Below are 12,694 nucleotides of genomic sequence, written 5' to 3'. Positions count from 1 at the left end.
TAAGTGGCATGATGTCCTTCATTTATTCTTTTATAGATTGAAGCACCCAATAACCTTTTGAAAGGGCGATCCGTTGAACATTCCCAAACACTTCTAACATTTTAGCTTTTGCACTGGGTGCCCCTTGTTTTTTTTTGGATGACAATTTGTAATTGTCCCCCTGGCACTAGATAGTCTTTACTTTTTTCAAGAATTTCGTGGACGACTTTCTTTCCTGCACGAATCGGCGGATTGCTGACAATTAAAGCAAAAGATTGGTCAGAAATCGCTTCATATAAATAAGAAGAGTAGATGGATACTTGAGAGGCAACATGATTTGCTTCAGCATTTATGCGTGCTAATTCTACTGCACGCTCATTAATATCAACCAAATGCACGTCACGCATAGGCATCTTCTTCGCCAAATAGATGCCAATAGGTCCATAACCACATCCTACATCCAACACATTACCATGTGGCAAGTCTGCACAAGTTGCAGCAGCAGTTTCTGCTAAGAGTGCTGATCCATAGTCGATTTGCATTTTGGAAAAAACGCCCGCATCTGTCGTAAAAGTCAATTTTTCAGTGCCAATACGTGCTTGCCATGTATGGCGATCAGACACCGTTGTAGGTATTTTAGTGTAATAATGATCCGTCATTACTTGCTCCTTTTTTATTATTTTTTCGCATCTGACGATCTTTGGCAAGATTGGCACTCGCATTGGCCGCTAGTCCCGTCGCAAGTGAGACCACAATCAGACTTGATCCACCATAACTTAAAAATGGAAATGTAATACCTGTAATTGGCAAAAAGCCTGTTACTCCAAAGGCATTAACCATTATCTGAACCATTAACATAGAGCCAATTCCGATACAGAGCAGGCTATCAAAATTGCGTCCCGTTCGTGCTGCAATTAAAAATATCCGGCTTACAAGACTAAATATGATGCCTAGCACAAGACTCAAACCGATAAAGCCAATCTCTTCTCCAATAATAGGCAATATAAAATCCGTATAAGGAAAAGGTAAATACCCTGTTTTTTGAACGCTCTTGCCAATACCTACCCCAAACAGTCCACCGCGGCGCAACGCATAGTAAGAGTTGACCAACTGATGCCCCGCATCATCTGCATATTTAAAGGGATTAAAGAAACCAACAAAACGCTCATAACGATATCCTAACAGTGGGGAAAGTTTATCCCCGAAGAGGCTTACAATCAAGAAAATTGAAAGAAAGCTAATAACACCCACTGCAACAATGCGGATAGCATATTTCAATGAAGCACCACTCGCAGCAGCCATAAAGACTGCTGTCACACCAATCACGAATACTGTCCCAGTATCTGGTTCAAATAACATTAAAAGAGCAATAAGTGCCACCAAAATACCTGGCTGTAAAATAGCTTGAATAAAATCTTTTTGTAAACGAACTTGTCGTAATGAAAAACTATATGCTAAATACCACACAACAAAAAGCTTAGCAAATTCAGCGGGCTGAATTGTAATAATCTTTAAATTAAACCAGCGACGTGCCCCTAAAACAGGTGGAGTAAAATAAACTGCCACAAGCAAGAAAATCGTAATCCCTGCACCCCACATAATCCATCTAGGATATTGCAATTTCTTCAGTGGAAAAATAAAAGCAAATAAAAAGGCAACTGCCCCAATCAGCACAAAAACGCTTTGACGCAACAAAAAATAACCAGGATTACCATAATCATTTAATGCTACATAACTACTTGCACTATAAACGGCTAGCACACTAAAAATTAATAAAAAAACATAAGAAAAAAGTATGCCTCTATCCATCCATTTAAAGCGTTCGATTATCAGATCACGCACTTTATTTCCTCCTTTTTTACGCCATTGACAGCTGGATTATTAGTGGAATTTGTCCCCATCACCTGAGAACATATAGGAACGATAATGGAAGCGCATGGACATAATCAACCCTATTCCCATCATATTTCCTAAAAGAGCAGAACCTCCTTGAGAGATAAAAGGCAGCGGAATTCCTGTAACTGGCAGCAAGCCAATATTCATTCCGATATTTTCGACCACGTGAAAGACAATCATCATAATCACACCGACCGCAATATAAGCATAGAATTCATTCTTCGTGTCATAGACGACTTTGATCATGTTATAAATCAAAACAAAATAAACAAAGATTAAAAAAGAACCGCCTGCAAAGCCGAAATTCTCGCCAATAGTCGCAAAAATCATATCCGATTCACGCACTGGGACAAAAACTTCTGAAATCGCAAACCCCTTACCAAAGACGCCACCACTTCCAATCGCTTTCAGTGACTGAATCAACTGATAACTTGCAGCACTTGCATCATGGTATGGGTCAAGCCACGTATCAATGCGCGAAAATTGATAATCTTTCATGCCAAAATAAACTTTTAAAATATCGCGATTATAAACAACTAAAACAACGGCTAATGCCGCCAACCCAAATACTAGCAAAATAATTGGCAACAAAATCTTCCATTGAATACCAGAGATTAAGATCACACCACCTAAAATGGCGAAATATACAAGTGTCGTCCCTAAATCACCTTGCAATAAGTTCAAGGCAACAATGGGCACTGCATAGCCAATCAACCGCAAGAGCAGACGCCAATCTGATTCTGTCGTACGATGTATGTAAGTACTATTATGTAATGTTGTAATCTTTGCTAGCATTAGGATATATGAAATTTTTACAAATTCTGAGGGTTGCAACGTAAAATTAATGAATGGAATACGCACCCAGCTGCGCCCCCCCCATTGTGCTTCCAATTGACGATCATATAAAAAGAGCGTCAAAAACATAATAACAATGCCTGCAATATATAAATATTCCGTAATTTTCCATAACTGTTCCGAGTCAAATAGCATAATAAGACTGGCCGCTGAAATTCCTAACACATACCAGATGCCTTGCATAATGGTCATGCGAAAAGGTAAGTCTTGCATCACGACCGTTGAGTGCAACGAGCCGAGTCCGATAATTGCCAGTAACATGACTGAAAGAACGATACCATAATCAATTCGAGAAGCTTGTTCTTCATTCATTTTTATATACTCCTATCTTAAAATCATTGTAGTTATAGTTTACCTTAATTTTGGGCTAGGTTAAAGTTCAAATCCTTAAGATTTAGCGTGGCAAATAAAAAAGAGATCGCTTTCGATTTATTTTCGAAAGCGACCCCCTTTTATTCTTCATAATTGGATAAAATCTACAGGACTGTCAATTATTATACTACTTTTCCTATATATCAATTGATTTAAAAATATGCTTCATCTGCTATAAAAGCACATGACTCTTTAGCCGACAATACGAACGCGAACCGAACGGCGTCCCCATGCCAGTGCATCGCCAACACTTGCAAAGTGAATATCGATAATATTGCCATGAATGGCTCCACCTGTATCACCTGCAATATAAGTTCCCATTCCTTCAACTTCCACTACTGAACCTAGAGGAATCACACTCGGATCAACTGCAATAACACGTGGATTGCTGCGCAAATTAATACCTGTTGCAGTATATGTTCCCATACCTGCTTCTTGCGTAGAATACCCTGTCGCTTGAACACCAAACCAGTCCCCAGATGCAGAAGCTGCTGATGTTGCTGAACTAGCTGTTGTAACAGATGTGGCAGACATTTCTGCTGCTTCTTTTTCATGTATAGTGGCAAGCAATGCTTTATTTTCAGCTAAATTTTCTTTTAAGGTCGCCACTTTTTCGATACGTTCTGCTTCTTTTTCTTTTTCTTCTTCTTTTTGGCTCGCAAGCTCTTTTGCTGTTTGGTCTAAATGTTCTTGCAACTGTTCTAATTTCTCATGATCTTCTTTTGCACGTCTTAAATGATCCTGACTTGCATCCGTGAGAAGTGTTACAGCATATATCCGTTGGAAAAATTCCGACAAGCTTTTGGCTTGGAATAAGCTCACAATAATATTGTAATTCACTTCACTCGTTTGCAACGCTTTTAACTGCGTACGTGCTTGATCGAGTCTTTTTTCAACAACCTCTTCCTGCGCTGTAATTTGTTTTTTAGTTTTTTCGATATCTTTAGTATTTTGTTCGATTTTTTCTTCTAATGCGCTAACTTCTGCGTTGGCAGTATCAATTTCATCTAGCAATTCGTTCATATCACTTTCAAGTGAACGAATGCGGGCAGCGACTTCTTCTTTATTATTTTGGATACTATCTAATGAATCCGCAGAAACTGTCTGAGTGAAAGCAATGGAAAAAAGTGCCACTGCGAAAATCACGAGTCGTTTCATTGACTGTTTCATTATATAACCTCACTTTTTATTATTACTCAATATTTGTCGTGTTGTATTCGACTTTTATAATCTTATAGACTTTCAGTGAAGAATAAAACCTTTTATATATCATAAGCGTTACTTTTAATTACAATTTCACTGTTAGTCGTAATATTTATGTATTATTTTATTGATATTTGAGTATTTTTCTCTGAATAAATGTGTGCCATTAATGGCACTCCTAAAAAAAGTCCTTGACCATCATGTCAAGGACTTTTATATTTATTTTTTGTTGTTTTTTCTTTTTAAGTGAGGGGATGACGTGTACGAAAGACTTCATAAATAAGCAAACTGGCAGCAACGCTTGCATTTAAACTTTCAGTGCCGCCAATCATCGGCAAACATACTTTTTCATCCACATGTTCACTAACACGTTTGGACAACCCTTTACCTTCATTGCCAATAACGACGCCAATTGGTCCTGTTGCTTGCCACTGGCGATAATCGACCCCGTCCATATCGGAGCCAAAAATCCAAAGCCCACGCTGCTTGAGTTCTTCAATTGTATCTACCATATTCGTCACGCGCGCAACTTTCACACGCTCCAATGAGCCAGCAGCCGTCTTCGCCACCGTTGCTGTCAATCCTACGGCACGATGCTTCAGAATAATTACGCCATGTGCACCCGCTGCATCTGCTGTCCGCAAAATACTGCCTAAATTATGCGGATCTTCTATGCCATCAAGCAAGATAAAGAAAGGATCTTCTTGACGACTTTGTGCCACTTGAAATAAATCATTGAGCGATGCATATTTAACGGCACTTGACATCAGAAGAACTCCTTGATGATTTTGTCCCGCTGCCATTTGATCTAATTTCATTTTAGGAACAAATGTATAAGGAACATTTGCTTCTTTTGCATAAGCTATAATGCGTTCAATCACTGCACCACGGCTATCTTCTTGAATAAATAATTTATTCGCATCGCGATGCATTTCAAGCGCCGATTCAACGGGATGGCGTCCGATGACAAACCTTTCATGTAGTGCATCATTTGTCATCTTGGGCATCTGCTTCGGAGCATTTGTGGTTTTTTTAGGATGTGTTATTTTTTTTCGTGACATGATTTTTCTCCTTGTAAGCCAGAAGGATCCATTAGTTTTTGGTCCACTTTTGTTAGACACCACGCTAGCACTTCTGTTAAGCGTTCCTGTTGACCTGTCAATTCCAAATAACCAATCACCGCTTCAAAACCTGTCGACTGACTATAAGTAGCATAGTCAGCATTTTTAGCTTTGGAATATGTATGGCTATTGCGTCCCCTTTTGAAATAAGTCATCTCTTCTTCTGTCAAAAAATGTTCTGCTTGCATCTGTTGACATAGCGCTGCTTGTGCAAAAGCACTAACATAATGTGTCGCCAATTGGTGCAATTTATTTGGAATCGTCTGTCCCTGCTCTAGTAAATGACGGCGCACAGCCACCTCATATATAGCATCACCCATATACGCCAGTGCTGCACCATTTAATAATTTCCCATCAAATTCATTCATTATTTACGCCGCCTTCTCGATGATAGCGAACACCATTAGCTGTATCTTCCAAACGAATCCCTTCTGCTGCAAGTTGATTGCGGATTTCATCTGCACGCGCAAAATCTTTGGCATCGCGTGCTGCCTGACGTTCGGCAATTAGTTGCTCAATCTCTTCATCTAGCAACTCTGGTGCTTCATACAGGTCTGTCAGCCCTAAAATGCCTACTAATGTTTGTATTTGGCTGATCATCATTTCAATTGTTTCTTTTGTTGGGCGAGGTTGTTCAAGATAGCGATTCAGTGCATTAATCATTTCATAAATAATGGCCACTGCATTTTGAACTTGAAAATCATCATCCATCGCATCAATAAAGCGTGTACGATATATTTCCCACTCTTGCACTTTCGCTTCATCAATGCCTTCTTGCAAAGTAGCTGACTGATCTAATAAATGATGCGCATTGCGCAGTGCTGTCTTAATGCGGTCCAGCTGTACTTTTGCCTCATGAATCGCTGACGCTGAAAATGAAAGCGGATGACGATAATGTGCTGACGCTAAAAAGAGGCGAATTGCCTGAGGATCCATTGTTTGACGTAAATCGCGCATCAATTTAAAGTTACCCAATGACTTACTCATCTTCTCATTATCCATCGTCACAAAGCCATTATGTAACCAATAATTCGCAAAAGTGTGACCTGTTTTTGCTTCGGACTGGGCAATTTCATTTTCATGATGGGGGAATGTCAAATCTTGCCCTCCTGCATGAATATCAATGGTATCTCCTAGATATAAGTTCGCCATAACCGAACATTCAATATGCCACCCCGGGCGTCCCTTACCCCAAGGTGACTCCCAATAAATTTCATTTGGTTTTGCTTTTTTCCAGAGTGCAAAATCAACCGGTGATTCTTTCTTCTCCCATTCCTCTTCATCCACACGCTGACTAGCACCTTGACGTAATTGATCAAGATCTAAGTGGCTCAATTTCCCATAGTCCTTAAATGAATCAGTGCGAAAATAGACATCACCAAAAGATTCATAAGCATGCCCTTTTTCAATTAATTCCTGAATAAATGCAATGATCTCATCAATCGTATCCATCACACGCGGATAAGCGGTTGAACGTTTGACACCTAGTGCATCGACATCTTCAAAAAAAGCCGCAATATAAAAATCAGCCACCTCTTTCGGCGTTTTATTTTGTTCATGTGCAGCTTTGATAATCTTATCGTCAACATCTGTGAAATTCGTAATATAGCGCACTTCATAACCTCGAAACTCTAAATAGCGGCGAATTGTATCAAAAGCGACCACACTGCGCGCATTCCCAATATGAATATAATTATAAACCGTCGGACCGCAAACATACATGGACACTTTGTTTTCTTGAAGTGGCACGAACGGTTCTTTTTTTCGAGTCAAAGTATTATATAATTGAATCAATTTTGTCACTCCCTTTGCATACATATGCATATTATACCTGATTTTAACCCCTACTAACAGTCGAAGCATTTTATCATTTTGTAACATTTTGATCATCTCATTTAATATTGTGATTTTTTCATTTTCTTCCAGTCAGCACGTCACTTCGCACGATTATATTTTTTCACATTGGCACAAAGCCAATAAAAAAACCATTTGAAGAATGTACCGCTCTTTCTTATTTTGGCAGTTCATTTTCAAATGGTTTTCATTAATGATATTTAAATATTAAGCATGTGCTATCTCCATCGCCTCATCTAAATGGGCTAGCACTTTTTCTTTTCCTAAAAGTTCAATCGCTAGTGGTAATTCTGGGCCATGCTGCTGCCCTGTTGTAGCCACTCGAATTGGCATATATAAATTACGCCCTTTCACGCCTGTTTCTTTTTGAACAGTTTTGATTGCTTTTTGAACAGCCTCTGCTGTCAGTTCATCCATTGCCTCTAGTTGGGCCTTGAAGTTCTCCAAGACTTGTAGAACTGTCTCGCCCGCTAACACTTCGCGGCTAGCATCTGTCCACTGAATTTTTGCATCAAAAAATAGCTCTGCCAATGTTTTGAATTCTTTAACATAGCTCATTTGTTCCTGATAGAGTGCAACCAATTTGTTTATTTTTTCTTTTTGATCATCTTCTAATACATTAGGAAGTAACTTAGACGCTTGCAAATCAGCAATTACTTTCTCAGTTAGCTCATGTTGATCGGCATGTTGCATATATTGGTTGGCAATCCAATTCAATTTCTTATTATCAAAAGCAGCAGGACTCGTGCTTAAACGATGATAGTCAAATATCTCAATAAATTCTGCTGGAGTGAAGAGTTCTTCTTCACCTTTTGGCGACCAACCAAGCAATGCAATAAAGTTAAATAATGCTTCAGGCATATACCCCATATCACGATAATCTTCGATAAATTGCAAAATAGTAACATCACGTTTTGAAAGTTTTTTACCTGTTTCAGGGTTCGTAATCAATGTCATATGACCAAATCGCGGATATTCCCAACCAAATGAATCATATACAAGCATCTGTTTTGGCGTATTAGAAATATGGTCATCCCCACGCAACACATGTGTTACTTCCATATAGTGATCATCCACTGCAACCGCAAAGTTATAAGTTGGTGTACCATCACGTTTTACAATGACCCAATCCCCTCCGACAGATTCACTTTCAAATGAAATCTCACCTTTTACCATATCATTAAAGCAATATGTATGGTGTTTTGGCGTGCGGATGCGGACAGTTGGCTGACGCCCTTCTGCTTCAAAAGCCTGGCGTTGTTCATCAGTCAAATGTGCACAACGTCCCCCATAATGAGGCATTTCGCCGCGGGACAGTTGCGCTTCACGCTCAGCTTCCAATTCTTCAGGTGTGCAGTAGCAATAATATGCTTTGTCTTCATCGAGAAGTTTTTGAATTAAAGGTTCATAAATTTCTTGGCGTTCGCTTTGACGATAAGGGCCAAATTCCCCACCAACATCTGGTCCTTCATCCCAGCTTAGTCCTAGCCATTTTAAGTTTTCAAGCTGGCTCTCTTCACCTGTTTCAACGTGGCGAGCTTTATCCGTATCTTCAATTCGGATAATAAAATCTCCGCCATAATGACGAGCAAATAAATAGTTGAATAGTGCTGTTCTTGCATTCCCTATATGTAAAAAACCTGTTGGACTTGGGGCATAACGTACGCGAATTCTATCTGACATTTCGCATTTCTCCTTTATTTTTATTGTGGTAATGCGGGCTGTTCTTCGCTTAATTTTGCGAATATCATACGCCCAGCATTTGTTTGCAGTGCACTTGTGACGATGACATCGACAACTTCATTAATTAGGTCTTTTCCGTCTTCAACAACGACCATTGTACCATCATCCAAGTAGGCCACACCTTGTGCACGTTCTGTTCCTTTTTTCACAATTAATACGCGCATCGTTTCACCTGGGATAACGATTGGCTTGACTGAATTGGCTAATTCATTAATGTTAAGAACAGGAACATGTTGGAACTCGGCCACTTTGTTCAAATTGAAATCATTTGTAACAACGACACCATCTAATTTCTTCGCAAGATAGACAAGCTTCATATCCACTTCTTCCGCTTCTGGAATCTCTTCTTCATTCATTTGCAAATCAACACCATGCATTTTTTGAAGTGCATTTAAAATATCCAACCCGCGGCGGCCGCGTACACGTTTTAAGCTGTCCGAACTATCTGCAATATGTTGCAACTCTTGTAATACATAAGTGCTCACAACGAGTGTCCCTTCCAAGAAGCCTGTCTGAATAATATCCAAAATGCGACCATCAATAATCACACTCGTGTCTAACACTTTATATTTACGAAAATTCTCGCCAATCTTGCGTTCAAGTACACCATCTTCGTGCGATTCATTGCGCTGCAAAAATAGACGGCGAACTTCCTCGCGCCTTGACGAACCTAACTCAAAACCGATATATGCAAGAATGATAGTCAAGATAATCGGCAAAATATCACTAATAAAAGGCAACTTAAAAGCAATTAATGAAAAATTAATTAGCAATGCGAGGACAAGTCCAGCAATGGCGCCAGCTGTACCAAAAAGCAAATATGATGCATTAATCTCACTTAACATTTGCTTCATTTTTTCCATATTTTTCTTGATGATAGGAGCTGTCAGCATTCCTAGGAGTAACCCGAGGACTCCTCCCAGAATCATGCTCGTAATTGGGGAATGTAACAACGTCCAAGACGGGAATGATTGCTTAAACATCTCGGGGAAATATGAATGTCCCAGACTCCCACCAATCAGCATCCACACTAAAAGAATGACTTTTTCCATAATCTCACCTCTTTCTACTATTATAAATATTAGTTATTAATATATGTTAAACATTGAACGTTCGATCCAAAACTTGTGACAATGTGACGCATGGAATAATCTCGACATCTTGCGGATGCGTCCATCCTGGATAATTATTTTTTGGAATAAAAATACGTGTAAAGCCCAATTTTGCAGCTTCTTTTACACGTTGTTCAATACGGGACACGCGACGAATTTCGCCTGTTAGTCCAATCTCTCCAATGAAACAATCTGTAGCATGTGTTGGTCGATCAGAATAGCTTGAAGCAAGAGCAACAGCAATCGCTAAATCAATCGCTGGCTCATCTAATTTCACACCACCTGCCGCTTTTAAATAGGCATCATAATTTTGCAATAAAAGTCCTGCCCGTTTTTCAAGGACGGCAACAATTAAAGTTAGCCGATTATAATCCATTCCACTCGCTGTGCGACGTGCATTGCCAAAAGCAGTGGGGGAAACGAGTGCTTGAATTTCCGCAAGAATCGGACGTGTACCTTCAATGGAAGCCACCACAGCACTACCACTTGCGCCTGCTAAGCGTTCTTCTAAAAACAGCTGCGATGGATTCAACACTTCAGCCAAACCATCTTCTCGCATCTCAAAAACACCAATCTCATTAGTTGAACCATAACGATTTTTCACCGCACGCAAAATTCTAAATGACTGATGCCGTTCGCCTTCAAAATAAAGTACTGTATCGACCATATGCTCCAACATACGCGGTCCTGCAATATTTCCTTCTTTAGTCACGTGCCCGACAATAAATATCGTAATCTTCAGGGTCTTAGCTAATTGCATCAACAGACTGGTTGACTCACGCACTTGGCTGATGCTCCCTGCAGCACTATCTACTTCTGGGCGATACATTGTCTGAATTGAATCGATAATGACATAATCAGGTTGCAACTTTTGAATTGTTGTTTCAACATTTCCTAGATCAGTTTCTGCATATAAGTAGAAATCAGTATCTGATATGTCTAAACGCTCAGCTCGCATTTTAATTTGTTGTGGACTTTCTTCACCTGTCACATATAAAACAACGCCACCCGTCTTATTCAACTCTGCTGACACTTGCAAAAGAAGTGTTGATTTTCCAATTCCTGGATCGCCCCCAATTAAAACAAGGGAACCTGGCACAACGCCCCCTCCAAGCACTCGATTAAATTCATCCATCTGTGTCTTAATGCGTTGACTCGTTTTTGAAGAGACATCTTTCAAAGGCAATGCTTCTGCTTGCTGGCGATCTATTAAGCGATTTCGATTGCGAAGATCCTCATGGACTGCATCTTGCACCTCATCAAAACTTGCCCATGAATGGCAATTGGGGCATTTGCCTAAATATTTAGGCGACTCATAGCCGCATTCTTTACAAACAAAAATCGTCTTCCCTTTTTTAGCCATTTTCTGTATGCTCCTTTCGCCACGTACCTTGATTATATCATATCTTTACCGCATTCGGTGCAGGGCCTTAGCATACATTATATTACCCATTTTACTAACAAATTATAGCAACTCATCTTCTATCTCATGCACTATATAAGAGTTTTGCTGCTTCTTCATTAAATGCCAGATGAACCAAAACCACCCGTTCGTTTTTCAAGTGGCGCCTCTTCGGCTTCCGATGTATAATAAGGTACAAAAATTCCCTGAGCGATGCGATCGCCTTTTTGAATCGTATAATCAGAAAATCCATAATTAATGAGCTGTACAAAAATCTCGCCTTCATTTTTCGGATTATTATAATAATCCGCATCAATCACACCTATCCCATTTGGTAAAGCTAGTTGATTTTTCATTGCATTGCTTGAACGATTCACTAAAAGCAGTACTTCATCCTCTGGCATATATGCTTTCACACCTGTTGGTACAAGTGTCGATGCAGCAGGAGAATTATCGCTACCAGCAGCCTTTGAATCTGACATTTCTGTCAAATAACCAGATTGTAACACTTGGTGCCAAATAGATGGCACCGTTACTGTTTTTGCAGCAGCCAAATCATAACCTGCCGAAGCATGTGTTGCACGTTTGGGAATTGCCACTTCTTGTCCATAGCGACTGACACGTTCAAATCCACGTAGTTTTTTCGACATATTAACCCTCTATCTTTTTATTATATTATACCCCTTAGTTTACCAAACTTTTCCATTATTAACTATTTTAAATATTCTCAATGCTTTAAATAAAAAATAAACGTTAACTAAAAAGTTAACGTCTACTAAATCCTAATACTCCGCAAGCAGGACTCGAACCTGCGACAGCGTGATTAACAGTCACGTGCTCTACCGACTGAGCTATTGCGGAATCTTATAAAAAATCAAAGCGTGGCAGCGTCCGGCTTTCACAAGGGGAAACCCCTCACTATCCTCGGCGCTCAGAAGCTTAACGGCTGTGTTCGGGATGGATACAGGTGGTGCCTTCTGGCCATCACCACCACACTTTTCTTTAAAAAGAACGTTGTTCTTTCAAAACTAGAGCGTTGCTTCAACACGACTTCGTCAACACCGCGCTTTCCCTTACGCGTAGTGGTTAAGTCCTCGACCGATTAGTATGGGTCCGCTCCACACCTTACGATGCTTCCACTTCCCACCTATCTACCT

At 39.8% G+C, this 12,694-nt stretch carries 10 protein-coding genes, 1 tRNA gene, 1 rRNA gene and 1 pseudogene; all 13 read right to left on the bottom strand.

From position 1 onward, the window contains the following. Positions 1–22: 22 nt before the first annotated feature. The 13 genes and pseudogenes from C231_RS07925 to rrf all read right to left on the bottom strand — a co-directional run bounded on the left by C231_RS07925 (position 23) and on the right by rrf (position 12,532). Positions 23–638: pseudogene (locus C231_RS07925) on the bottom strand (class I SAM-dependent methyltransferase). Continuing rightward, positions 616–1,821, bottom strand: coding sequence for an FtsW/RodA/SpoVE family cell cycle protein (locus tag C231_RS0105545; RefSeq protein WP_018659637.1), 1,206 nt, complete (start codon positions 1,819–1,821; stop codon positions 616–618). The pseudogene C231_RS07925 and the gene C231_RS0105545 overlap by 23 nt, the downstream one beginning before the upstream one ends. A gap of 39 nt (positions 1,822–1,860) precedes the next feature. Continuing rightward, positions 1,861–3,042, bottom strand: coding sequence for an FtsW/RodA/SpoVE family cell cycle protein (locus C231_RS0105540; RefSeq protein ID WP_018659636.1), 1,182 nt, complete (start codon positions 3,040–3,042; stop codon positions 1,861–1,863). A gap of 252 nt (positions 3,043–3,294) precedes the next feature. Next, positions 3,295–4,272 carry a 3D domain-containing protein gene (locus C231_RS08780; RefSeq protein WP_018659635.1) on the bottom strand — a complete coding sequence of 326 codons (978 nt, stop codon included), beginning with the start codon at positions 4,270–4,272 and terminating at the stop codon, positions 3,295–3,297. Between the two features lie 275 nt (positions 4,273–4,547). Continuing rightward, positions 4,548–5,312, bottom strand: a complete 765-nt coding sequence (gene rlmB, locus C231_RS0105530) for a 23S rRNA (guanosine(2251)-2'-O)-methyltransferase RlmB (protein WP_425386750.1) — start codon at positions 5,310–5,312, stop codon at positions 4,548–4,550. Positions 5,313–5,347: 35 nt separating this feature from the next. Beyond that, the gene (locus C231_RS0105525) at positions 5,348–5,794 is read right to left on the bottom strand and encodes a Mini-ribonuclease 3 (RefSeq protein ID WP_018659633.1); all 447 of its coding nucleotides are present in this window, start codon (positions 5,792–5,794) and stop codon (positions 5,348–5,350) included. After that, a complete protein-coding gene (gene cysS, locus C231_RS0105520) occupies positions 5,787–7,220 on the bottom strand; it encodes a cysteine--tRNA ligase (protein ID WP_026314372.1) in 1,434 nt (477 codons plus the stop codon). Before cysS ends, C231_RS0105525 begins: the two co-directional genes overlap by 8 nt. 267 nt (positions 7,221–7,487) lie before the next feature. Beyond that, positions 7,488–8,963, bottom strand: a complete 1,476-nt coding sequence (gltX, locus tag C231_RS0105515) for a glutamate--tRNA ligase (RefSeq protein ID WP_018659631.1) — start codon at positions 8,961–8,963, stop codon at positions 7,488–7,490. Positions 8,964–8,983: 20 nt separating this feature from the next. Continuing rightward, a complete protein-coding gene (locus C231_RS0105510; RefSeq protein WP_018659630.1) occupies positions 8,984–10,075 on the bottom strand; it encodes a PIN domain-containing protein in 1,092 nt (363 codons plus the stop codon). A 46-nt stretch (positions 10,076–10,121) separates the two neighbouring features. Beyond that, positions 10,122–11,498 (bottom strand): DNA repair protein RadA, encoded by a 1,377-nt coding sequence (radA, locus tag C231_RS0105505; RefSeq protein WP_018659629.1) that lies wholly within the window; start codon positions 11,496–11,498, stop codon positions 10,122–10,124. A gap of 158 nt (positions 11,499–11,656) precedes the next feature. Continuing rightward, positions 11,657–12,187, bottom strand: a complete 531-nt coding sequence (locus tag C231_RS0105500; RefSeq protein WP_018659628.1) for a dCTP deaminase/dUTPase family protein — start codon at positions 12,185–12,187, stop codon at positions 11,657–11,659. Positions 12,188–12,325: 138 nt separating this feature from the next. Then, positions 12,326–12,398, bottom strand: a tRNA-Asn gene (locus C231_RS0105495). Positions 12,399–12,416: 18 nt separating this feature from the next. Continuing rightward, positions 12,417–12,532, bottom strand: a 5S ribosomal RNA gene (gene rrf, locus C231_RS0105490). Between the last annotated feature and the right edge of the window lie 162 nt (positions 12,533–12,694).

The sequence above is a fragment of the Allofustis seminis DSM 15817 genome, from assembly GCF_000374325.1.
Classification (GTDB): Bacteria; Bacillota; Bacilli; order Lactobacillales; family Carnobacteriaceae_A; genus Allofustis; species Allofustis seminis.
Note: the sequence above shows the minus strand (reverse complement) of the source record. Positions and strands in the feature narration are given on the sequence as shown.

Excerpts from the sequence above, each read along its gene's own strand:
- C231_RS0105510 (WP_018659630.1), bottom strand. The coding sequence starts at position 10,075 with ATGGAAAAAGTCATTCTTTTAGTGTGGATGCTGATTGGTGGGAGTCTG.
- radA (WP_018659629.1), bottom strand. The coding sequence starts at position 11,498 with ATGGCTAAAAAAGGGAAGACGATTTTTGTTTGTAAAGAATGCGGCTAT.
- C231_RS08780 (WP_018659635.1), bottom strand. The coding sequence starts at position 4,272 with ATGAAACAGTCAATGAAACGACTCGTGATTTTCGCAGTGGCACTTTTT.
- gltX (WP_018659631.1), bottom strand. The coding sequence starts at position 8,963 with ATGTCAGATAGAATTCGCGTACGTTATGCCCCAAGTCCAACAGGTTTT.
- C231_RS0105540 (WP_018659636.1), bottom strand. The coding sequence starts at position 3,042 with ATGAATGAAGAACAAGCTTCTCGAATTGATTATGGTATCGTTCTTTCA.
- rlmB (WP_425386750.1), bottom strand. The coding sequence starts at position 5,312 with ATGCCCAAGATGACAAATGATGCACTACATGAAAGGTTTGTCATCGGA.
- C231_RS0105525 (WP_018659633.1), bottom strand. The coding sequence starts at position 5,794 with ATGAATGAATTTGATGGGAAATTATTAAATGGTGCAGCACTGGCGTAT.
- C231_RS0105500 (WP_018659628.1), bottom strand. The coding sequence starts at position 12,187 with ATGTCGAAAAAACTACGTGGATTTGAACGTGTCAGTCGCTATGGACAA.